Source organism: Paenibacillus daejeonensis DSM 15491 (assembly GCF_000378385.1).
In the GTDB taxonomy this organism is placed as follows: Bacteria; Bacillota; Bacilli; order Paenibacillales; family Paenibacillaceae; genus Paenibacillus_D; species Paenibacillus_D daejeonensis.
Genome location: NZ_KB899669.1, coordinates 67,965 through 91,073, shown reverse-complemented (window position 1 = coordinate 91,073; position 23,109 = coordinate 67,965). Strand labels below are relative to the sequence as shown.

The window sequence follows — 23,109 nt, the reverse complement described above, 5'->3', positions numbered from 1 at the left end:
TCTTCCCTAGTACAACGGTGATTCACTCTGTGTTTTATGGTGCTCCAGCATCGCTTCCAGTTTGCGTTTGTAAGCATCACCGGCAAGACGATCAAACGCGCCTTCAGCCGTCTTCACATCCTTATAGTCATTGCGGATGTCGTCCCCCAATTTCAGAGCCTCTACGACTCGGAACTCGAACTGCTCCGCGCCGAGCGTCTTCCAGTCGTGCTGGAGCTCTTTGTTCACATGCGATCCCATCGATAATACAAATTGCTCCTTGCCCCATACGGATTGCAGCGTCGGACTGATGGCCACATACCGCCTCCCGCTCGTCGTATTGACGATTTCATAGATGCCCATCTCTCGTTTTTGCTGCTGGTATTCGGCTACCAGTTGTTTTCTCCGTTCCATTTCCATTTTCCTCCTTTTTTCGAAAAAACGAAAGTCTAAGGCTATCAGTTTGCTCTCAAAAGGCCGAAGAGGCACGGAATCGAATCTGGAGAAGCGAAGCGCTCGCCTTTGTCCCCGGATTTCAACCGCTAGAGCGGTTAGAAAATCAAGAAATCTGGGGACAACAGCGATCGTAAGATCGATCCGTGACCGTAGGCTTTATTTTGAGAGCACCTGCGAGCCTGCGGCTATTTGTTTTTAAGCCAATACGCACTACCATCGTCGTTGCGGTCCATGAACCCGTACTCGATCATATAGCGGCGCAAGGTGACGTGGTCCTCCGGGTAGACACCCTTGAGAATCTCATTGACTTCCTTCTCCGTGTACTGTCGCTGCCGCTCGAATCGGCCAGTGATATGGCGGAGAATCGCCAGTTTGCGCTTCTCTTTGCGGGGAAAGCCGGTGATCGTGCTGCCGGGACCCTGGGGAAAATATTTGCGAATCAGTGCATCGTACTCCTCCACCGTCAGCGCGTAGCGCTCATCCACTTGGGTGGCCGTCCGGTGAATGGGCAAGAATCGGGTTGTTCCCTCGGCAGACTCCTCCAACAATTCCATAATGGTGAGATACAATCGCGCTTGCTTGGCCCGTTCCTTCATGGCAAAACGGTGGTTGCGAATGGTCGAGGTCGTACCGCTGCCTGCTTGCTTCACGATGTCCGCATCACTTAGTCCCGCGGCAAACGAGGCGATCAGTTCCTTCTGCAAATCCGTTAGACCGGTTGCCTTTTTGTCTAGACTTAGCAAATAGCTAAGCATGGACCCATGTTCTTGCTCCACGTGCACCCGGACGCTGCGGCGGGCCTCCAGCAGCTGTCCATCATGCGGATAGATCATACCATCGGCGTACGCTTCACCACAGATCAAACAGATATACGTCTCGTCTATTTCATCATAATCAAAGCCCCTCTTAAGCGTCTCCAATGAAACCGTCCAGAAGCGTTCTGACAACTCCAAATCCATCACTTCCTGCTTTTGTTTGATTATTTTATAGACATTATATAATTTTGTTTGGTTTTATTCAAGGTCTATTTCTCTGCTCATGATTCATGTCCCAAGTGATATGTGAGAACGTGTTGAAACAAAAGAAATCGGGGTATATAAAAGAAAGTCGACTGCAGCGTGGGCTGTAAGCCGTGAAAACGTGGAGGAGGAGTTACAATGACACAATCCATAGCAGATTACACTACACTAAACAACGGCGTGAAGATGCCATGGCTGGGACTGGGCGTGTGGAAGGTCGAGGATGGCAATGAGGTGGTCCAATCGGTTGAGGCTGCGATTCGCCATGGCTACCGGAGTATTGACACAGCTGCAGCCTACAAAAACGAAGCCGGCGTAGGCGACGGCATCCGCAATAGTGGCGTTCCCCGGGATGAGATTTTTGTGACGACCAAAATCTTCAACTCTGATCAAGGATACGAAGAGGCGCTCGCTGCCTTCGAGAACAGCAATCAAAAGCTGGGATTGGAGTACGTGGATCTGCTCCTCATTCACTGGCCGGTCAAAGGCAAGTACAAGGATACCTGGCGGGCAATGGAGAAGCTCTATAACAATGGGCTGGTCCGGGCCATCGGTGTCAGCAACTTCCAAGTGCATCACCTTATCGATCTGATGGGCAGCTGCGAAGTGTGCCCTATGGTGAACCAGGTCGAGTTCCATCCGCTGCTCACCCAAGAACCGCTGCGAGCCTATTGCCGGGAAAATAAAATTCAGCTGGAAGCCTGGAGTCCACTCATGCAAGGGAATCTGGACCTGCCGGTATTGCAGGAGCTCGCCGATAAGTACGATAAAACGGCAGCCCAAATCGTCCTGCGCTGGGATCTGCAGCATGGCGTGATCACCATTCCCAAGTCGACCCATGAAGAGCGGATCAAGGAAAACGCCAATATCTTCGACTTCTCTCTGACCCAGGAGGAGATGGAGTGGATCAACGGGCTTAATCAGAACCGCCGCTTCGGACCGGATCCGGATAACTTTAATTTCTAAACGGCAACTCGGATGGATAGGGGGCATATGTTCCGACTACGCCGTCCTTTGACGACGCCCGCAAGCTCCAATCCAATAACCTGATAAAACTAAAAAAAGCTCGCCTCCTCCAGGATGCGAGCTTGATTATCGTTCAGGTGATTAGCGGTCCGTAAACTGTTTGCGGTATTGCAGCGGAGACAGGCCAGCGTGCTCCGAGAAGGTACGCGAGAAATGAGGCGTCTGGCGAAAACCCGTCTCTTCGGCTACGCGGGCCACCGGATAATCCGTTTTGACCAGCAACAGCTTGGCCTGATCCATCCGGTACAGCAGCAGGAATTGTTGGGGCGTGAAGCCGTATACCTCCAGCATGCAGCGGGCAATATAGTTGGGATGCAATCCCAGCTCGCTTCCGAGCTGACTATTGCTGATCTGACTGCGGTACAGCCGCTTCAAATAGGAAGCTGCCCGTTCGGCCACACCGAGCGAGGTTGGAGCATCATTGGCCCGCCACTCCTCATCCAGTAGCTGAAGCAGGAGTTGAAACCCCTGCTGACGCTGCCAGAACGCGGTCTGCTCCGAGCCCTCCGCTGCATCCCTCAGCTGGTGCATGAGCTCAGCCGCCCGCTGCGCTTCCCGGATTCGGGCCAGCTTGGGCAGATGAAGCGCATAGAGGTAATGGTCGCCCCGCAGCGTATCTTCGTGGGTATCGGCAGAACCTCGCTCCTCCCATTCGCCAGCCGTCTGGAAGTGCAGCCACTCGAATACCGTCTTGACTCCGCAAGCCTGGCTGCTGTGATGACGCCGGTCCGGCCGCAGGATGACGTATTGTCCAGCCTCCACGTCCATCCGGAAATTGTCCTCTTGCAGATGCAGCGTCCCTTCCCTCACATAAAGCAAGTCAAAGGTGCCCCGTTTCGTTCGTCCCGGATGTGACTCGCCAGCCTCGTAAGTCCGAAGCTCGGCATCAATCAGATAGGGCATGGGCGGGGCAAGAAAGGTCAGAAGAGGCGTGTCGGTCGATATACTCATAGTTGTTGTTGCTTCCCTTCCTTGTAATACATACGAAACACGATGTCTTGGTCATAATTGCCGAATCCGCGGCCGTACAGCGTCAATCCGCCTACATGAGCGGCTGACTGCGGCACTTCGAATCGGAAGGTCCATTGATTGCGGTCAAGCTCGATGTCTCTGATGGTGACAGAGGATATTTGCTGGCCGTCGATAAACGTCCCTTCCCCCGTAATCCGGAGGCTCTTGAGCAGACCGTACTGGTTCTTATCGCTCGTCCACCAATCAGGCGTGAGACGCCCGCGGGTATCTCCGTAATCGCCAGGGCTCGTCCATTGACCAAGCAGCGTATGATTTAATGTAAAAGCAATGTCTGATGGCCACTGATCATTGTAACCCGGAGCCTCCGAGCCGATCTCGAACGAGACCTCAATTTCTTCGGCCTGTTGGCCGTGCAGCAGGTAATTGGGCAGTTTATACTCCACATACCCCCTGCTGAACCAGATTAAGTGCGCCTGTGTACGCTCGGGTTCAAAAAAATATCTCGGATCGTCATACTGACCGATCATTTTGTCGAGGGCAGCCAAACCACAGGTTGGCCACGCTTCGATATCGGTATAATGTCCAACCGGAATCGCATGCTCATAGACCGAGCGCTTCTCAGGCTGGGAGGTATGAGGAAACTCGACGGACAAATGCTCTACGACAAGCGTGCAATACTTGTAGGTACTGCCGCCCTTGCGCTCCATTTGCGAGCGGATGAGGCCTGCTTTTTCCAGCTTGCCTACATGCATCGTCATAATGGCGCCGCTAAGCCCCAGTGCCGCGGCGATTTCCTTGTTGTGCATCGGACCCCGTTCGGCGAGCAGGCGTATGATATTCAAACGAACTTCGCTGGCGAGCGCTTCGAACACCGGCAGCGATGCCCGGCTGATATCTGCTTTCATACGTGCAGCTCCCTTGAAAGAATTAATACAAATATTAATTGATCCCGGCACAAATGTAAAACTCTTTTCTCAGTTGACGCCGAGATACTCAGGTTATATACTTACTTTAAGTAAGCTAATAAACAAGCCTGGAGGCCTTTATCATGATCCCATCGTTGTTCCTGAGTCACGGCTCCCCTTATATCGCCATTGAAACTACCGAATATACCCGCTTCCTCGATCAATTGGGCAGCCGTTACCAGCCCAAAGCCATCGTCATTTTCACTGCTCACTGGGAAGCGCAGACCTTAACCATCTCCTCCATGGACGAGATCTATGACACCATCTATGATTTTGGCGGGTTTCCTGAGCTGCTCTCGCTCACCTATCCAGCCCGGGGCAGCAAGGTTGTCGCCGAGATGGTTCGTTCCCGCTTCGAAACAGCTGGCATCTCTGCTGCGTTCGATACCGAGCGCGGCCTCGACCATGGGACATGGACACTGCTGCGACGAATCTACCCCGAAGCCAATATTCCCGTCGTTCAGCTGTCCGTCCATCCCTTCCTCCCTGCAGAAGAGCAGCTGCGGATCGGCGAGGCGCTCTACGGCCTTGGAGAAGAGGATATTCTCGTGATCGGCAGCGGCGCCACGGTTCATAACCTGCGGCAAGTCAGGTTCGGCGCGCAAGACACCGACGCTTGGGCCAGTGCCTTTGACGACTGGTTAATCGAGCGTATCAGCAGCGGCGCCCGCGAGGACATCGCCGCCTACATGGAGCTGGCACCAGATGCCGCCCGCGCAGTACCCCGTCCGGAGCATTTTGTCCCTCTGCTGCTAGCTCTGGGAAGCGGTGGCCCGGCTGCGACGGGAACGGTCCTGCACCGTAGCTACGATCATGGCAATCTGAGTTACCTCGCTGTGGAATTTTAAAGACCCTCAAACACCGCGCACCTGGAATGGGTGCGCGGTGTTTCGTTGTATGCCTTCGTTCATCTATTTTACTACACATCTGCTTTGTGCTCCACCCATCTCATCGATCCGGCAGGGAAACTCTTTTGAAAAGTGTAGTCTGGGTTACAGAATATTTGTCAGCACATGTCGTATGATGGCAACGGAAATGGTTTCAGTGGGGGCAAGCTCGTGTAAAACAGTAGTAGACAATCCTGTAAAAAACTAACTCTACATAATTCAAGGAGGAAACGAATGTTTAAAAACAAATTCATAGCCTGTGCCCTTACCGTAACGCTCGGGCTCAGCCTCATCGCGGCTCCGGTCAGCGCGATCTCGCTTCAGGTGAATGGTCAACCGCTGCAGACAGAGGCACAGCCGATTATGGTCAACAACTCCGTGTTGATTCCACTTAAGTATGTATCCGATACCGTGGGAGCTGAGCTGCAATGGGATGGCCCGCGACAAACAGTAACCATTACCAAGGGTGACCTGACTGTTACGCTTGTAGTGGGACAATCCTCTGCGACTGTTCAAAGTACAGCTGGCACATCTACCGTAACTTTGCCGGAGCCTGCAAGATTGCAATCCGATCGCGTCATGGTTCCAGTACGATTCCTGGCAGAGACGTTCGGCGTCGGCATCGAATGGAATCCGACGTCGCAGAGCGTTAACGTCACACTTCCAGACACCGGAACTCCCGGAGCACCGGGACCTCAAGGAGAGACCGGCCCAGCTGGGCCGCAGGGGCCTGCTGGACCGCAAGGACCGGCAGGACCACAGGGACCTGCCGGTCCCGCTGGCCCGAGCGGACCAAGTGGTCCGTCAGGCTCGCCTGGCGCTGCAGGGCCTGCCGGCCCACAGGGGCCGCAGGGCGAGAAAGGTGACACGGGTGAAGCTGGTCCTGCGGGACCAAGTGGAGCGGATGGCGTTACGGGGCCTGCCGGTCCAGCCGGACCGGCGGGACCCAAAGGCGATACAGGCGACACTGGCCCTCAGGGTCCAAGTGGAGTGGACGGCGTTACAGGGCCTGCTGGTCCTGCGGGACCTAAAGGCGATAACGGCGATATCGGGCCGATTGGTCCTGCCGGTCCACAAGGACCAAAAGGTGACACCGGCGAGACCGGCTCTCAGGGCCCTGCCGGACCGGCCGGACCTGAGGGCCCTCAAGGACCTCCAGGAACCGGGGGCGGGGCTACGGGGACGTATGGCTTTGCTACGCAAAGCAACTCAGTAATTGCTGTTGTTTTGGGCGGAACCTCGGTTCCATTATCCCAGAATCGTGAGCTGTCTGGTGTAACTGTAGATGGTAGCAGCACGACGTTTACAATCCCTGAGAGCGGTGCGTACTACCTGTCTTATACGATAGATCTTACAGCCAGCCTGCTCATGGGAACACGCCTCACAGTGAACGGAGCCCCACTTGCCCCGAGCCAGATCAACCCATGGGTGTCACGTCAATCCTTCAGCCGTGACGTGATCGTCCGATTAACCGCAGGCGACACCCTATCTCTTCAGCTGTACGGACTGCTGGGAGTAGCAAATCTGGCGGACACAGGTGCTTCCTTAACCATCCTCAAGCTAGCTGATTAATCCTTCCTACACAGCAACTGCCCGCTCTCGTCATCGACGAAAGCGGGCAGTTTCGCTTTAGCTAAGATTAACTTTGCGACCCGTCTTGGCACTTTCCACGGCCCCGAACACCATCGCCATACTGCGTATATTATCCAGACTGTCGGTCTCCGCCGGACGCCCTGCCTCCAAGGCAGCGAACATTTCGTCCAGACACCCCTCATGCTCCAGTCGGCCATCCCAGTCAGGCGCCAGCGTATGTGATACCGTGTTCGCGGTAAAGCCTGGCTTCCCTGACGTATCCACCAGCTCCGCCACCGCATCCGTTCTTCCATCCCATCTCGCTGTGCCCTTACTCCCGATGACACGCCAGTCCGCATCCCAGGCCGTACCGAAGCCTTCGGCGCTCCAGGAACCGCGATAGGTGAACACCGATCCGTCGCTCATCTCGAAGATACATACCGCCGAAGCGTCGCCCTTGTACCACGAGCCCGGCATATTATGCTCATGGCAGTATACAGATACGGCATCTGCTCCCGTAATGAAACGGGCCTGATCAAAGGTATGAATCGCCATATCGATAATGAGCGGACTGGCCATCTCATCCCTGAAGCCCCCGAAATGCGCCCCGATGAAAAAGTCGGTATGTACCGCCCCCAGCTGCCCCAGCCCACCTTCCGCTACCAGCTTGTTCAGCGCACGGATGCGTGGATTATAACGCCGATTTTGCATGACGCTGTAGCGTTTGCCGGTCCGATTGGACACCTCCGTAATCTCCCGCGCATCGGCCAACGACTCGGCCATTGGCTTCTCACCGAACACGTTGCATCCAGCTTCCAGAGCCGTCGTGACAATCGCCTTATGACTAGCTGGAATTGTCACGTCAAACACCAGATCAGCCTTCGTTTCGTTCAAAGCAGCCGTGAGATCCGTGAAGACCGGTACATTCAGCTCTTTACGCTCTGCCAGCTTGAGAGCGGATGCTTCATACAAATCGACCAGGCCAACAATCTCGGCCCCTTCACGTGCTTTTGCGTAGTCCACCCACCGGTTGGCCATGCCACCGCAGCCAGCAACCACAATACGATGCTTTGTCATTCCTATCTCTCCTTCGTAAAGTAGGCCTCAGAGTTTTCTACAGGAAAACTGTCTTCGGAAGCCTAAGCTCAGTCTTTGGTTGGGTTCGGTATAAAGTTGCCGCCCCGGCAGTTTTTCAGATAGTTCAGGCCATGCACTTGACCCGTCATCTCCCACTCGTCACGGTACACGGGATCGTGGAAGCCTTCGATATCGATGGAGCCGTTGTAGCCACCCTGACGCAGGATGCTAATAATGTCGGTCCAGTTCGTATCGCCGAAGCCCGGCGTCCGATGCCAGACAAATTGTTTTGGGCCATGGATGCCATATTCCCGAACGATATCCCAAGCGATGGTTGCGTCCTTGCCATGCACGTTGAAGATCTTCGGCAGCCATTTGCGGAGCTGCGGGATCGGGTCAATCAGGCTGACCATCTGGTGACAAGGCTCCCACTGCAGACCGATGTTGTCCATGGGCACCGCATTGAACATCATCTCCCAGGCCGTCGGATTGTGCGCAATGTTCCACTCGCCGCTTTTCCAGGTGCCGTGCATGTCGCAGTTCTCAAAAGCCAGCTTGACCCCGCGCGACTCGGCACGCTTGGCTAGCTCCCCGAACACTTCCGTGTAACGGGTCATCGATTCGTCGATGGAACCCGGCATCCGGCCCGTGAAACCGGCTACAAGATTCGTCCCGAAGTCTTCCGCATGATCGATCAGGCGCTCCCAGCTGGCCAGCGTGTCCGCATTGTTGTCGGCACCCGTAAGCGGGTTACCGAAAATGCCGACATGCGAGATGATCACATCATTCGCCTCCGTAATCTCTCTCACCCGCTTGGCAAGCTCCGAGAGATCGGTCTTCCCTGTCGTCTGCCAGAAGGTCAAGCCAAACGATTCAAATCCATGCGGGATAATCTGCGGCAAAATCCGGGGTGCGTCCGCCCCGCCCACCAGTGTGCCGATCCTTATCTGTTCCATTTCTAGAACCTCCATCCGTTGTTTTGGTCCCCTTTATACTACTCCAACCCTGCTATCGCAGCTAGAAACAATTCTATTGAATATACATACGATTTTACGCATCCCTCTGGAATGCAACCGTTACCTTGCGATATAATAGGACCATTCATGCGAAAATTGTACGGGACTCGCCACTCTATCGAGGAAGGAGTCGATCTGCTTGACCGACCGCTCATTGCGGGAACAAACGATGTTCCCTGATAAGACGTTTCCGATGAATGTCTTCTTCACAACGCGCATCCCGCCGCACTGGCACGACCATATCGAATGGCTGTATGTCAAAAGCGGACGCATCCAGCTTCAGCTCGACGGTGCTCACTCCGAGCTGCATGAGGGGGAGCTGGCGATCGTCCATTCCCGGCAGCTGCACGCGGCCCAGGCGCTTGAGCCAGACACGCAGATGGTCTGTATCGTTTTTAACGAGGTGCTCGTACGGAGCGGCGGACTGGACAGTACAGAGATGGACTATTTTACCCCCTACTTCAACCATCGGATGGAGCTGCCTCAGCTGCTGAAGCAGGACAATCCGTTCACGGCTCCCGTCAGTCAGGCATTCGGGGCGCTCGTCACCGAGTTCAAATCCAAGCCTCCCGGCTTCGAACTGTTCGTCAAGGCAGAGCTCTACCGGATCTTCGGCTTGATGTTCCGATACTCCCGGCAGCAGGAAGCACCCGGCGCGCACCGGCCTCATGTGGACCACCCGTTCACCGAGCTGCTGCTCCATATTCGCCAGCACTATCATGAACCGATGACTGTCGCGGATGCCGCTTCTCGCGTCAGCCTTAGTCCCAACCATTTCTGCAAACGATTCAAACAGCTGACTGGCACCTCGCTCATTGATTACATGCACCTGCTGCGAATCAACGAAGCCCATCGGCTGCTGCTGGAGAGCGACGACCCGGTCGCCACAGTGGCAGAGCGTGTCGGTTACAGCAACCTCACGTATTTCGGCCGCATGTTCAAGCGTCTAAAGCGGTGTACACCAAGCGCCGTCCGCAAAGCCTGAGTCCGTTTCCTGCGGGAAGCGCGGCTCAGTTTTTTTGATATATACCTAAATGTGGGAAAGGAGTGAAACCTTAGCGGGTATAGGCACGTCTACAAGGACAGTGCTGCTCGCAGCCTATCTAGAAGGAGGTTGAGTGCCATGCGTAAGCTAGCTGTGTGTCTGTTGGCCGTCCCGCTCTTGCTGGGAGGCGCGTCTGAGGCTGGTCAGGTGAGTCTGCCGGAGCAGAGTGTGAGTGAATACCAATCATCATTTTATGGCGGAGTGGAAGTGTTCCCGTTCGAGGAAGGTGTAGCCTTGGCCGATCTAATCGTTGAGGTTGAGATCATCGAGAAGCAAGATGACGGACTCTCTCATCCCACGCCAAAAAGTATTTTCGAAGCACATATCGTAAGCACCCAAAAGCAGGATCACGGGTTGGAGTCGGACGTCATTCATGTGATGCAGCAAGGAAACGATCGCATGTTGTTTAATGATAATCCCTTGTTCGAGCAAGGGGATCGGTATATTTTGTTTCTGAAAAAAGCCGTCGGCCCATCATCCGAGCATTATCCCAACCTCTATTGGATTCAGGGGGAAGAGAGCAATATGTACAAGGACTTGGGCAACGAGACGGTTGAGAAAATGGGCTTCGTAGACGTCAGTATGTCCGAGCTCCAGCCCGCGCCAGGAGAAAGGGCTGCGACGACGCAAATCCTGGATAAGCAGAGGTTTATCGAACGGATTCAGCTAATATCCGGCGACGCCCCTGTGGATTTCGCCTCCGATTTGACTGGTGTAACGGAGCAAATGCCCATCAAATGCGGTGAACCCGTTCAAGATCCGCTTCCCGACCATTAATCTCGCGTTATCTGGCGGATTATCGTGGAGTCTCGGTAACCCTACGGATGAAGCAAAGCGAGCCAGCAATAAACACGAATTTTCGAGTATATTTCGCGAGAATCACAACTTTTGGACAAATATATATGAAATATCGTGTTTATTTACGAAAATCTGCCGATTTCCGCCAAATATATGCGATTTTTCGTGTTTGTCTCCATGCTCCCATATTCACTGAGCGTTAAGTTGTCACCAACTATCGATGCCCCGAGTGCGCCCCCTCTTCTGACCAAGTCACCGGCCCATCCTGCTGCTTTTTGGAAGTAATTGGGCGAAGGGGCTAGTCAGCTGCTGCATCCAACTGCCTTTTGGTAGTTATTTCGCCCCGTGGCTCGCCTTCGACTACATCCAACTGCCTTTTGGCTGTTATTACACACCGAGGTGGGCCTGACAAGCTCTTTCACCTGCCTTTCGGCAGTTATTCCTACGCATGTGGTGTGACTGTAAGAGTTGACTCTACTAGGGTGCAGGGGTTGGCTCTACCGGGTGCTTCGGGTGCTTGGGAGTGAGTCAGGTTACATGGTTCCGCCACATCGCACAGCAAAAGAAGCCTGCCGGGCCCCTTGCCCCGACAGGCTTCTCTCATGTCTCTATATGAGTTACTTCCGCTTGAAATGCCACATGTGGCCCTGGTAGTCTCCGGTCAGGCGCGGTACTTGCAGGCCAGCGTACATCAGATGGTCCCCGCCGTACACGGCTGCCTCCGCTTCCTCACCCGCCAGCGCGTAATCCGCCTCCGGCAGCAGCCCCTTGAGGCGCAGCCACGCAAACGGCGCATTCGGCTGGGCCAGCACGCGGAAGTAGAACACGGCCGCTTCTGATTTGTCCTCGGAGACGAACATCCAGGCTGCCTCGTTGCCCTCGAACGGGCTGCGCAGACGGTAGAAATCACCGAATTGCGCGAGCGGACGGAAAGCCTTGTACTGCTCTACCTGCTGCTTGACGAGCGTACGCTCTTCTTCCGTGAACTTCGTCAGATCCAGCTCGTAGCCGAAATTGCCGGACATCGCCACCAGGCCGCGCATTTCCAGCGAGGTCATCCGGTGTACCTGATGGTTCGGCACAGCCGAGACGTGCGCCCCCATCGAGCTGATCGGATATACGAGCGATGTACCATATTGAATGTGCAGACGGCTGATCGCGTCCGTGTTGTCGCTCGTCCAGGTTTGCGGCATGTAGTAGAGCATACCCGGGTCGAAGCGTCCGCCGCCGCCCGAGCAGCTCTCGAACAGGATGTGCGGGAACTCCGACGTCAGCTGCTCCAGCACACTGTACAGTCCCAGCATATAGCGATGCGCCGTCTCGCGTTGACGTTCTGCTGGCAGTGCTGCCGAGCCAATCTCCGTCATATTGCGGTTCATGTCCCACTTGACGTAAGTGATCGGCGCGCTGCGCAGAATATCCGCCACCATCGTGCGGATGGCCTCGCATACCTCTGGACGCGAGAAGTCCAGGATCAGCTGCTGGCGTCCCTCGGTTCTGCGACGGTCCGGCACATGCAGGCACCAGTCGGGATTTTTGCGGTACAGATCGCTATCCGGCGACACCATCTCCGGCTCGAACCAGAGGCCGAACTGCATGTCCAGGTTGCGCACCCGCTGCGCGAGATCATCCAGGCCGCCCGGCAGCTTGGCGCGGTCTACGACCCAGTCACCCAGCGAGCTGTTATCCTTGTCGCGCTTGCCAAACCAGCCGTCATCGAGCACGAACAACTCAATGCCCAGCTCACTGCCCGCCTTGGCGATCTGCTCGATCTTGTCGGCGTTGAAGTTGAAATACGTCGCTTCCCAGTTGTTGACCAGGATCGGACGGCTCTTGTCGCGGAACTCGCCCCGGCACAGCCGTGTCCGGTACAGCCGGTGATACGTGCGCGACATGCCGCCCAGTCCCTCGGCCGAATAGACCAGCACAGCCTCCGGCGTCTGGAAGGACTCGCCCGGCTCCAGCAGCCAGCTGAAGTCAAACGGATTAATCCCCATCGTCACCCGGGTTGTCCCGTATTGCTCCACCTCAACCTGTGCGGTGAAGTTGCCGCTGTACACCAAACTGAAGCCATACACATCGCCATGATCCTCATCGGCACCATTCTGCAGCAATGCCACAAACGGATTGTGGTTGTGACTGCTGGAGCCACGGCTGCTGCCGATGCTCTGCAAGCCTGGTGCGAGCTGCCGTCGTTGCATATGACGCTCGTTGGCCCAGGCACCTGCCAGATGCACCATTTCATAATCGGAGGTACGGAAGTCCACGCCAGCGCTGAGCGCTGTCAGCAGCTTCAGGTTGCCGCCGCCTTCATTGGCAAAACGAACCGAGCGGGCAATCACATCCAGCTGTTCGAAGATCGTATAGATCAGTGTAATGGACAAGCCCGCTTGCTCATCCACTAGATCCAGCTCCAACGTTGTGGCTTCGCCGTCCTGCTCGACATACGTAGCAGGGAGTTCTTCCAGCTGCGGTTTGCCAGCATAGATGCGATGCGTGCGATAGACAGCTTCGGTAATCGTCGAACCGTTTGGCAGCTGTACCTGATACGCTGGATGACGGAAATCGCCCGTGCCATAGACCGGATACTCTAGCGGCAAGGCATCAAACGAGACCGTGCGGTCCTCCGCGAATGGGTTCGGGGAGAAGGAGCTACGCTCTTGATAAGGAATCAGGGTTGCCAGTTGGCCATCCTTGACCTTGCGTCCCCAGTAAACGTGAGCAGGGACACCCGTTTTGACAAGCTGCAGCACATAGCTGATCCGTTCGTTGGACAGATGAAAGACTCGCGATTCTTTATCGAAATGGATAGGCATAAAAACCTCCTACGAAATGTGAATAGTATAATCGGTTCATACGTCTTCATTATAGCGATTCTGATGGGCGGGGGCACATGGCGAAAAGCGGCGGATATATGGACAAATGTAGTTTTTCTTATGCAAAAAACGAGCACTGCACACGAGACGACACTCCTGTGGTAAAGTATTATACAGGAACAAGAATTGAATTCAAAAAAGGAGCTGAAAGACAGCCATGACAGTCGAAGTAGTGAAATGGGGCATCTTCGGTCCAGGCAACATTTCCAAGAAATTTGCCACGGATCTGAAGTTCGCCGAAGGGGCAGAACTACTGGCGGTAGGCGGCAGAAGCGCAGACAAAGCTGAAGCCTTCGCCCAGGAATTTAACATCCCGCGCGCCTACGGAAGCCTTGAGGAGCTGGCCCAGGATTCGGACGTTCAGATCGTGTATGTCGGCACCTTGCATCCTGTACATAAAGATAATGCACTTATCCTGTTGCGTGCCGGCAAAGCGGTCATCTGCGAGAAGCCATTTACGATGAACGAAGCCGAAGCCGCCGAGCTGATCCAGGTCGCCAAAGAAAACAATGTCTTCCTGATGGAAGCCATGTGGACCCGCTTCCTGCCCCCAATCGTCAAGGTTAGAGAATGGCTGGCGAGTGAGAAGATTGGCGAGGTTCGGATGCTGAAGGCTGATTTCGGCTTCAACATTGGCTGGCAGCCCGAGAGCCGCTTGCTGGATCCCAATAAAGGCGGCGGTGCTTTGCTCGATGCTGGCATCTACCCGGTTTCCTTTGCATCGATGATTTTTGGCACACAGCCAAAATCGATTCAAAGCGTAGCTAACATTGGCAAGACAGGGGTTGATGAGCAGTTCTCCCTGCTCTTCGAGTATGAAGGCGGACGGTCCGCTGTCCTGAACAGCGCGGTGCAATTGGGGATGGTGAATGACGCCTATATTTACGGTACGAAAGGTTATATCCATATCCCGAACTTCCTGTTCGGCAAGTCAGCATCACTGCATGTGAGCGGACAAGATCCCGAGCACTTTAACGACGGTCGTGAGATGCAAGGCTATAATTTCGAGGCGGAGGCAGCCATGCAGGCCATTCGCGCTGGCAAGCTGGAGTCGGACATCATGCCGCTAGCGGAGACGCAAGCCATCATGGGAACGCTGGACGCCATTCGCGCCCAATGGGGACTACGTTACGAGGCCGATCAGGCTTAAGAACAGCATGAGGGCTGAAGGGGCCATCCCCTTCGCCCTCTTTTGCTGTGCCTATTCTACCCGATCAAAGCGAGGTGACTTTACATTGGATTACATCAAACGCGGCATTACCGGCTTCGCAGATCCAGGGCAACGGCTTACGCCGCTGCATGCCAATTCTTTCTTGAGCTTCGTACACGGCACAGATCCTGGACAGCTCGTGCTCACATGGGAGGATATCGATCTGACCGGCAAAAACTACTATTGGTTTCTGGTCCGTTATGGCGAGGAGGAATGGAGCTTTTTTCTGAATGCCTATTACCCGATCGCAGCCATTCGCCGGGAATCGCCAAAGAGCCATTTCGGTTACTTGACGCAAGCCGAGCTGGACTCGCTCTACCGGGACCCGAACGCCCTCGGTTATACATTGCTCAGTCATGAAATGCTGGAGGAGCACCTGACGCAGGAAGTTATGAGCCGGCTGGACGCTGCCGAGCTGAAGCAAGCGCGTTACTGGCAGCCGAGATCCGTAGAGGATCTGGTGTTCAATAATTGGGACTAACCGCGGCAGCTAGTCACTTCTTGGCACGGTTGGACGAATGGCGAGACCCGCCAGTCCGAAGAGGCCAAAGCTCAGAAAGGCGACCGCATAGGAAGTGGCCTCAATGAGTACACCAGCGGCCATGCTCCCCCCGAACTGGCCTACCCCAAGCATCAGAAAAGCTAGGCTAATACCGAAGGCGGCATGCCGGGGAAAGCATCTCGTCCCCCATACAATAAATATACCCGTCAAGAATATATAAGCAATCCCGAACAAAATAGCAGACAACATAAGAACCGGCAGCCCGGACAATGTGATTCCACAGATGGATAGCATCAGAATCCCTACACCCCAGCGATATGCTGCCCCTTGGCCGAAACGTTCCACCACCACACCCGCAAAGCCACCCAAAATGCCGGACACGCCCATTAGCAGCCACAGGAAAGCGGCGCTGTCGCCCGTAAGTCCGTGCCAGGCTTGCCACATGCTGCGGGCAAAGGTCCAGTAGACGGCCGAAGCCGCCCCCACCGCAAATGCGGCCCCCATTAATCTGCCGCCCGTGCGCCACAATCGGCTCGGCACCCCGGGAGCTGACCGGTTTTCTTGTGCCCGTGCTTGAGGAAGAAGTCTCCACTGCATGAGAATTGCTAAGGCTGCAAGCACCGCAAATCCCAAGTAGGCGAAGCGCCATTCTGCACTAAAGAAGTACGCAATGGGTCCCAGCACAACCAGTCCCCAACTAGTCCCGCTATTGATCCAGGCATTGCCCCGGCCGTGTTGTTCGGGCTGTAGGCCAGAATGGACCACCTCCCCATAAGCGGGAGAGGCCCAGCCTGAGCTCAAGCCTGTCAGTGCGAGCCCGACGGCCAGACTCAACCCATGACCTGCTGTGCCAATCAGCAGCAAACCCAGTAGTACACAAACACCCGCAAGCTGCAGCGTCCCCCGGCCGCCGCCCCACCGCACAAGAGATGAAGCCGTAAGGAGGGCTAGACAATAGCCCGCATAGGCCATTGAAGCTATCGATCCGCTACTCGCTTCGGAGAGCCTCAACGCGGCGCTAATCTCGGGCATAAACAATCCATAGCTGAACCTTCCCAGCGCATAGGTGATGGCAATAAAGACCGTGCCGGTCAGTACAATACGTTTCATAACAGCACTCCCATCTAGATAGAACGATCATTATACTACCAATTAAAAAAAAGCCGGGCCGCTGGGAGGAGCCCCGGTTGTCCGTTTGTTCAATTATGCAAACATTTGCTCAGCGATCATCTCCAACTGCTCGCTAGCTTGCCCGGCACCCGACGTCTCTGCCAAGGCAGTCGCTCCCTCCATCAACAGGGTAGCCTGCAATGCCTGATTAAACGTAATGTCTGCGTGCAAGTTATGAATCCACTCCTGCAGCGTATGCTTGTGCTTATCCACCAGTTGAACAATTGGATGCTCCGCGTCACCGTTATACTCTTCCTTTGCCCGCAGGAACAGGCACCCCCGCTGCTCGTGCCGTTGTAGCCACAGCCCATGCGCATGGCAGAGTTTCTTCAGCATACTTCCTGTTTCGCCGGCCCCTCCGAGGTGCCGATGCAAGTGATCCAGGTACCTGCTTTCCCGCTGCTGAAGAACTTCGATAATCAACTCCTCCTTGGAGGCGAAGTGATTGTACAACGTCATTGTGGCAATACCCGACTCCGTTACAATCCGCTTGATGCCAATTGCGTGGAAACCATTCTGGTAAAACAAATGCTCAGCGGTCCTGATTAAGTCGGCTCGTTTTTGACTCATTGGTCCTCCACCTTAGATAGAATGTTCGCTCTAGATAGCATATCAGAAGTGGAGCACCATTGCCACTCTCGTTGGGCAGATGGCTTAACGCATATGCATACCGCCGTTGACATCCAGGGTAGCGCCCGTAATATACCTTGCTCCTTCACTGGCAAGAAACAGGGCCGCTGCCGCGATATCCCGGGGATTGCCCAGACCAAGCGGAACGGAAGACGATAGCGCCTCTATTTTCTGATTCCCCAGGGTGCTACGCAGCAGCTCCGTCTCGATGATACCCGGCGCAATGGCATTCACTGTGATGCCGTAAGGAGCGGCTGTCCGGGCCAATGTTTTGGTGAAGGCGAGCTGTCCGGCCTTGCTGGAGGCGTAGTGGACGTGACCATACAGCGCGCCCTGCTGCGCCACGACCGAAGCAATCTGGATAATCCGGCCCGAGCGCTGCTCTTGCATCATTGGCATGGCGTGCTTGCAGCAGAGAAACGTGCCCGTCAGATTGACAGCCAGCACCTCCTCCCAGCTCTGCATCGTGATTTCGCTTAGGGCCTCCGCACGGCTGATGCCTGCGTTATTGATCAAGACATCTAGGCGACCAAACACAGATGCAGTGCGGGCGAACAGGTCCGCCACTTCCTCCTCCTTGCTCACGTCTGCCCTTATCCCCTCGCAAGCCGCCCCTTTTGCCCGCAGCTCAGAGACTAACGCCTCCAGCACCTCCGGCGGATCCACGCTGTTCACGATGAGCTTAGCACCTCGCTCGGCGAAGGCCTCCGCCATTGCCTTTCCTAGCCCTTGCGAAGCACCGGTAACCATCACTACCTTGCCGTGATACTCCTTCACCTGTAGTCCTCCTGTCACATATACGCTAAAAATAGGGTTTGCTCTGCGGTGGACGAATGGCGGTCAGTTCTCCATTGTAATGCCGTAAATCATGCGCAGCATAAGGAAATCTCAGCGCTGCGTCTTCATCCAGTTCAATGCCCAATCCCGGCGCATCAGGAATGTGCATCAGGCCCCCGGAGAACAACAGCCGCTCGTCGGTCAGCTCGCCGCGCCAAGGCACATCGGTAGCCATAATCTCAAGAATATGAAAGTTCGGTGTACATGCGGCGAGCTGCAGCGTCGCTGCATTGGCAACTGGCCCGCTAGGATTATGGGGTGCAAACGGCAGGTGATACGCTTCGGCCATCGCGGCGATCTTACGAGTCTCGCTGATGCCGCCCGCGTGGCTCACATCTGGCTGGACATAATCGACGGCCCGCTTCTCCAGCAGCTCGCGAAATCCGAAGCGCGTGTAGATGCGCTCCCCGCCGGCAATCGCTACCGGCGATTGCCGGCGCACCTCGGCCAGGGCATCGGCATTGTCCGGCGGAATCGGCTCCTCGAACCATGTTGGCTTGAAGCAGGCAATCTCCCGAGCTATGGTCAGCGCCGTCGGCACGTTGAAGCGGCCGTGACCTTCAATATACAGATCGATGCCATCGCCGACTGCGGTGCGAACCGCTTCGATACAGCGCAGCGCATGCTTCAGCTCAGCTCTGCCAATCGTCATATAGGCGCTCCCGAAAGGGTCCCATTTCAGTCCGGAGAACCCACGCTCTACCGCCTCCTGCGCTTTTTCAGCGAACACTTCGGGCTGATTGGCCCCGGCGAACCAACCGTTTGCGTACACCTCGACGCTCTCTCTCACCTTTCCACCCATCAGACGATAGACAGGCACGCCAAGCGCCTTGCCGCAGATGTCCCACATCGCCATTTCCACGCCGCTCAGTGCAGACATCAGAACCGCCCCTCCACGCCAGTATGCGTCTCTATAGATCGCGCTGTAGTGTGCCTCAATTTCCCGGGGATCCCTGCCCACCAGGTACCGGCGCAGGTCCTCCAGCGCGCCGACCACTGCCTGCTCCTTGTACTCCAGCGTCGCCTCCCCTACACCCTCGATGCCTTCATCCGTGTACAGCTTCACGAAGACGAAGTTGGTCCGGAAGCCGTCCACGACAAAGGTGCGCATATCCGTAATCTTCATTATTATCCCCTCCTATCTAGCTGACGCAAAATGTTGCTGGTGATTCAAGCTCCCGTGTATCCTCGTTGACGCATCTCCGCTGCGACCGCCGTGCCGCTTAGCTCCACCAACGGCAGTCCCTGTAACGCTGCCCAGGCTGAAGCAATGTCGGTTGCCTCCCCCATGGCGACGGAATTGCCGGTCACCCGGTACGAAGCATGCGCATAAAAATCGCCGCTAATGCAGCGTCCCGCCATGGCCAGATTGTCCACCGCTGTGGCAATCAGCGCCCGGTACGGGATCTGGTAGGGCTGGGCCACAAGGCCGTCACGACCGGCTCCTTCGCCTTCATGCGCAGTCACATCGTGGATATCGACGGGAAGCGTTACCGTGAATAGACCATCAGGAAACTGCGCGCCTTGCACTACATCATCGACCGTAAGCTGGTAATGCCCCTCCAGTCTTCTGCCCTCGCGCAGTCCAATGTGCGAGGCTGTCGCAACAATGCGGGCATTCTGCCATTCTTCGTGGGTACGCAACGCCGCCACCGCTTCGAACAGTTCTCGCCTCGCATGCACCGTGGCATCTGTGATCTGCCTTGCTGAATCGCATTGCACACCATACTCATGATTAATCATCAGGCATACCAGGTCGGGGTGCGGAAGCGCGAACAGACTGGGCAATCGGTAGCTGGGCTCCCGCCCCACACTACGCAGCAGATCATAGAATGCCTGCTTCTCCTCGCTTCGGAACCAACTGAGCGGCAGCTTCGGCCCGCCGCTGACCAAGGCATATAATGTCGCTGGCTGCGTCTTGCCTGTGACCGGATGGCCACGCTCGTGGCTGCAGCCCGCATAAGCGCCCACATCGCCATTGCCTGTACAGTCGATGAAGACCCGACCTGTTACCGCGCGGCGGCCGCCGGGTCCTTCAGTCAGCACCGCAGTCACATGTGAGCCTTCACGGAGGACGCCGCAGAGCTGCGTATGGAGTAGCAGCTCCACGCCAGCTTCCACACACATGGCCTCCAGCACCAGCTTCATAACCTCGGCATCATACGTGAAATCACGGCTGCCGTCATATTCGCTGTCCGAAGCAGGATGGGGCTGCAGCCGATAGCCGTCCAAGAACTGCAGCCGCTCCTGCAGCTCTGCGAGCAGGCCCCCTTTGCCGCCGTTGTCCATAATGAACGACAGTAAGCCCGAGGTCCATACACCGCCCAGCGCCCCCGCCTTTTCCACAAGCAGCACGCGCGCACCGAGTCTGCCCGCGGCCACCGCTGCAGCAAATCCCGCCGGACCGCCGCCGCAAACGACGACATCATAGTCGCCGTCCACGGTGGTGATGCGGCCGGGCTCTTGCAGGCTCAATTGTCCATACATCCTCTGGACCTGGTCCTTGGCCTTGGCCTTGGTCTTGCTCTTGGCCTCTGCCTGCTCCTGTTTCACTGGATTTCCCCCTCCCTTGCTGCGGCGCAGGCGTCGCTTATTCCGCCTCTTCTTCCGCACTGACAACCTCCGATTCCACCCGGGATATCTCGATCCGTGTTACCAGATCATGTGCCTCGGCCCGATCCATATACAACCGCAGCTGATTCACCTCTCGATACTCCCCGTGCTGATCGCGCTGTGAGCCAATCAGATCCGGTCCGCAGAAGTCCGACACGGGGGTATAATTTTCAGGAATGACCGCGATCTCGATATTACCCTCGCGAATGATCCAGCGGTCGCCGCGCCTGGAGACCAATCCATACGTGTTCAAGCGGAAGCTGGAGGCCGTCGGCCGGACATAGCGCACCGTATCCCGGATGCGGTAGACATACGACGAATCCGAATGAATCGAGCGTGTGCAACGCTCGAATACATTCGGCTCCCAGGCCGCAGTCGTATCGGTGCAGTACTCGAACATCCCATCTTGCAGTTTGGCTTGCAGCACTTTACCCCCGATAGAGTCTTCTGCTGGCTGGTCATATTGCATGCGCCCCTCTGCCTCCGGCTGGAGCAGGTTGTGCGAGCGGCTCTTGCGCATCTCCGACCCGTAGGCGTTGTTATAGGTAAGAATGCCCCGGTCAATGAGGATTGGTGTCCCTCCCACCTCCAGGATGAAGGCCCCCCGATCTCCATGGGAGTGGGCAAAATAGACGGGCCCGCTCGTCACATGCAGATGAATCCGCCCCAAATCAGGCGTCGTGCGCCACAGCGAGGTCTGTCCGGTATGCTCCAACGTCAGCAGGCCGTCGGGAACGACAGGGCCCGACTGGGCTTGTCGTTCAGGTGCCATCAGACAAAAAAACACGCGGTTCATGCCAAGTGATGCGACATCCAGTTGGGTATAAGCCCGCTGCCATGCCGGGTCCTCGCTCAGCCCGGCAAACATGCTCACAGGAAACGGATTGATGCCGAGCGCCCCGCTCCCGCTGTGTGGTGAATCATTGACCGGCAACATCCGCAGACCGGGACCTTGGTCGCTGAGCATCGTCAGCCCATAGGCGGCCAGCGAGCGAATCGTGGCTCCAGCATACTCCGTCAGCGTCTTGCCGCGGTAGCGGGCCAGCAGTTGCAGCGTCGGGAACAGGCACTGACAAATTGCCGTCCAGTAGACCGGTCCCTCCAGAATGCCGCCATCCGGCTGCACGCAGCTTGCAACCATCTCCTCCAGATCCCGCTCGGCCTGGACAATTGCCGACTCATAGCGCGGATAACGACGGACCAGCACGAGCAGCGCCGCTACCCGTCCCCAGTTAAACATGAAGCCCTGATTGTTATCGTAAATGTAGTCCATGGTACGGAAGTCCGCCTCCATGCGCGGCAGCCCCTTCATAATAATGGCGTCCATAATAATATTGCGCCCGTGCCAGGTCAGTAGGGACCCCGCCCAATCCAGAACAGTCGCACAAGCCCGACTCACCGTATACTCGGTGAACGAGCGGTGATGCCAGGTCACACCTGGCATCACACCCATAATACTCTCGCACCAATATGTGCTGTGAGCCGCGCTGAGAGCCATCCGGCAGGCCATCCGCAGCAGATCCTCTCGGCCGTCAATCAGACCAGCGAAGGCAACCGTCTCCATCTGCCTCGCAAGATCCGCGCGGGTATAATCCCGTTCACGCTGGAAGCGCCGATCGGGGAATGGAAAGTAGACCCCGATCTCGCGCTCCGGCTGGCTGAGCAGCAGTTGCTCCGCCTCGCTGCGAATCTCTGCCATTACACTGCAGAACGGCTCTTGCGCCAGCTTGTGCCGCAGTGCCTCCAGCTCGGCAGCATCCGTGTAGAGTCCCGCTTCGGGCGCCAAGTCGGACGACGCCCGGAAGCAGCCCTCCCAAGCGGCATTGTACGGACTCTCCATCGCTTCCAGCTCGGCTTGCCGATCCGCATTGGCCAGCCCAAACCAGTAGAGATGCGCGCTCAGCGGCGTCTCGCTATCCTTGCGGAAGCGCAGCCGAATCCGGCTTAACCGGGTACCGCTCAACGATCCGTCATATTCACCGGTTGCCCCGTTGCCCTGCGACTGCAGGATAAGCCGTTCCTCGCCGTCAATGACGCCGTGAATTTCCAGCTCGATCTCGCGGGGGACAGCGGCAAAGATGCGGAAAACATCGTAGCTGCCGATATTCACCTCGCAGTCGCGCTCCAGCTCGGCCGCATACGTGCCTTCAGACTGCTGCTCAATCTCCACCCGGACCCCGTTCCAGGTGTCATGCACCTTGGCAATCGCGCCCAGACCGTACGTGATGCGGTAAGGCGTGAGCCGTGAAAGCTTCTGATGACCGGGGTAGGAGTCTCCTGTATCCCAGAAGGGCTCCAGTATCGTCTCAGCTGCATTAATCGGTACGTTAATCATACGAATCCCCTTTCTGCCTAATCGATGTTCCGTATATTTCAGATTGCCTTCAAAAAGAAAGCCTACAGTCACGGATCGATCTTACGATCGCTGTTGTCCCCAGATTTCTTGATTGTTAACCGCT

At 56.1% G+C, this 23,109-nt stretch carries 20 protein-coding genes; 7 read left to right on the top strand and 13 right to left on the bottom strand.

All coding sequences use genetic code 11. The features are described from left to right. Positions 1–6: 6 nt before the first annotated feature. A complete protein-coding gene (locus tag F556_RS36615) occupies positions 7–393 on the bottom strand; it encodes a GIY-YIG nuclease family protein (protein WP_020619645.1) in 387 nt (128 codons plus the stop codon). Positions 394–620: 227 nt separating this feature from the next. Further along, positions 621–1,394 (bottom strand): DUF2087 domain-containing protein, encoded by a 774-nt coding sequence (locus tag F556_RS0124490; protein WP_020619644.1) that lies wholly within the window; start codon positions 1,392–1,394, stop codon positions 621–623. Positions 1,395–1,592: 198 nt separating this feature from the next. Here F556_RS0124490 and F556_RS0124485 point away from each other — a divergent pair, with 198 nt between their 5' ends. Beyond that, the gene (locus F556_RS0124485) at positions 1,593–2,420 is read left to right on the top strand and encodes an aldo/keto reductase (RefSeq protein WP_020619643.1); all 828 of its coding nucleotides are present in this window, start codon (positions 1,593–1,595) and stop codon (positions 2,418–2,420) included. A gap of 141 nt (positions 2,421–2,561) precedes the next feature. On the opposite strand, the gene F556_RS0124480 is transcribed toward F556_RS0124485, so the two are convergent. Both F556_RS0124480 and F556_RS0124475 read right to left on the bottom strand, forming a co-directional pair. Further along, positions 2,562–3,431 (bottom strand): helix-turn-helix transcriptional regulator, encoded by an 870-nt coding sequence (locus F556_RS0124480; protein ID WP_020619642.1) that lies wholly within the window; start codon positions 3,429–3,431, stop codon positions 2,562–2,564. Further along, positions 3,428–4,357: an ArsR/SmtB family transcription factor gene (locus F556_RS0124475; protein ID WP_020619641.1), complete on the bottom strand. Its 930-nt coding sequence runs from the start codon at positions 4,355–4,357 to the stop codon at positions 3,428–3,430. The genes F556_RS0124480 and F556_RS0124475 overlap by 4 nt, the downstream gene beginning before the upstream one ends. Before the next feature lie 143 nt (positions 4,358–4,500). On the opposite strand from F556_RS0124475, the gene F556_RS0124470 reads away from it, so the two are divergent. Together F556_RS0124470 and F556_RS0124465 are read left to right on the top strand one after the other, a co-directional pair. Next, entirely contained in the window at positions 4,501–5,265 is a 765-nt protein-coding gene (locus F556_RS0124470) for a DODA-type extradiol aromatic ring-opening family dioxygenase (protein ID WP_020619640.1), read from the top strand. A 273-nt stretch (positions 5,266–5,538) separates the two neighbouring features. Further along, positions 5,539–6,876, top strand: a complete 1,338-nt coding sequence (locus F556_RS0124465) for a BclA C-terminal domain-containing protein (RefSeq protein WP_020619639.1) — start codon at positions 5,539–5,541, stop codon at positions 6,874–6,876. Between the two features lie 57 nt (positions 6,877–6,933). Here the strand turns inward: F556_RS0124465 and F556_RS0124460 are convergent, their stop codons facing one another. Continuing rightward, positions 6,934–7,953: a Gfo/Idh/MocA family protein gene (locus tag F556_RS0124460; RefSeq protein WP_020619638.1), complete on the bottom strand. Its 1,020-nt coding sequence runs from the start codon at positions 7,951–7,953 to the stop codon at positions 6,934–6,936. Between the two features lie 68 nt (positions 7,954–8,021). Continuing rightward, positions 8,022–8,909 (bottom strand): sugar phosphate isomerase/epimerase family protein, encoded by an 888-nt coding sequence (locus F556_RS0124455; protein WP_020619637.1) that lies wholly within the window; start codon positions 8,907–8,909, stop codon positions 8,022–8,024. 214 nt (positions 8,910–9,123) lie between these two features. Here F556_RS0124455 and F556_RS36610 point away from each other — a divergent pair, with 214 nt between their 5' ends. Together F556_RS36610 and F556_RS0124445 are read left to right on the top strand one after the other, a co-directional pair. Further along, positions 9,124–9,954 carry an AraC family transcriptional regulator gene (locus F556_RS36610; RefSeq protein ID WP_157272928.1) on the top strand — a complete coding sequence of 277 codons (831 nt, stop codon included), beginning with the start codon at positions 9,124–9,126 and terminating at the stop codon, positions 9,952–9,954. 138 nt (positions 9,955–10,092) lie between these two features. After that, positions 10,093–10,791, top strand: a complete 699-nt coding sequence (locus tag F556_RS0124445; RefSeq protein ID WP_020619635.1) for a hypothetical protein — start codon at positions 10,093–10,095, stop codon at positions 10,789–10,791. 638 nt (positions 10,792–11,429) lie between these two features. Here the strand turns inward: F556_RS0124445 and F556_RS0124440 are convergent. Continuing rightward, a complete protein-coding gene (locus tag F556_RS0124440; protein WP_020619634.1) occupies positions 11,430–13,628 on the bottom strand; it encodes an alpha-galactosidase in 2,199 nt (732 codons plus the stop codon). Between the two features lie 217 nt (positions 13,629–13,845). Between F556_RS0124440 and F556_RS0124435 the strand changes: the two genes are divergently transcribed. Further along, positions 13,846–14,838, top strand: a complete 993-nt coding sequence (locus tag F556_RS0124435; protein ID WP_020619633.1) for a Gfo/Idh/MocA family protein — start codon at positions 13,846–13,848, stop codon at positions 14,836–14,838. An 85-nt stretch (positions 14,839–14,923) separates the two neighbouring features. Beyond that, a complete protein-coding gene (locus tag F556_RS0124430) occupies positions 14,924–15,379 on the top strand; it encodes a hypothetical protein (protein WP_020619632.1) in 456 nt (151 codons plus the stop codon). A gap of 9 nt (positions 15,380–15,388) precedes the next feature. On the opposite strand, the gene F556_RS0124425 is transcribed toward F556_RS0124430, so the two are convergent. The 6 genes from F556_RS0124425 to F556_RS0124400 all read right to left on the bottom strand — a co-directional run bounded on the left by F556_RS0124425 (position 15,389) and on the right by F556_RS0124400 (position 22,985). Then, positions 15,389–16,510, bottom strand: a complete 1,122-nt coding sequence (locus F556_RS0124425; RefSeq protein ID WP_020619631.1) for an MFS transporter — start codon at positions 16,508–16,510, stop codon at positions 15,389–15,391. Between the two features lie 93 nt (positions 16,511–16,603). Continuing rightward, entirely contained in the window at positions 16,604–17,140 is a 537-nt protein-coding gene (locus F556_RS0124420; protein ID WP_020619630.1) for a TetR/AcrR family transcriptional regulator, read from the bottom strand. Between the two features lie 84 nt (positions 17,141–17,224). Beyond that, complete coding sequence (locus F556_RS0124415) at positions 17,225–17,977, bottom strand: SDR family NAD(P)-dependent oxidoreductase (protein ID WP_020619629.1); 753 nt, start codon at positions 17,975–17,977, stop codon at positions 17,225–17,227. A gap of 25 nt (positions 17,978–18,002) precedes the next feature. Beyond that, complete coding sequence (gene dgoD, locus F556_RS0124410; protein WP_020619628.1) at positions 18,003–19,163, bottom strand: galactonate dehydratase; 1,161 nt, start codon at positions 19,161–19,163, stop codon at positions 18,003–18,005. Between the two features lie 44 nt (positions 19,164–19,207). Then, complete coding sequence (locus F556_RS35085; protein WP_020619627.1) at positions 19,208–20,590, bottom strand: FAD-dependent oxidoreductase; 1,383 nt, start codon at positions 20,588–20,590, stop codon at positions 19,208–19,210. 37 nt (positions 20,591–20,627) lie between these two features. Further along, positions 20,628–22,985, bottom strand: coding sequence for a heparinase II/III domain-containing protein (locus tag F556_RS0124400; RefSeq protein WP_020619626.1), 2,358 nt, complete (start codon positions 22,983–22,985; stop codon positions 20,628–20,630). Positions 22,986–23,109: the final 124 nt, after the last annotated feature.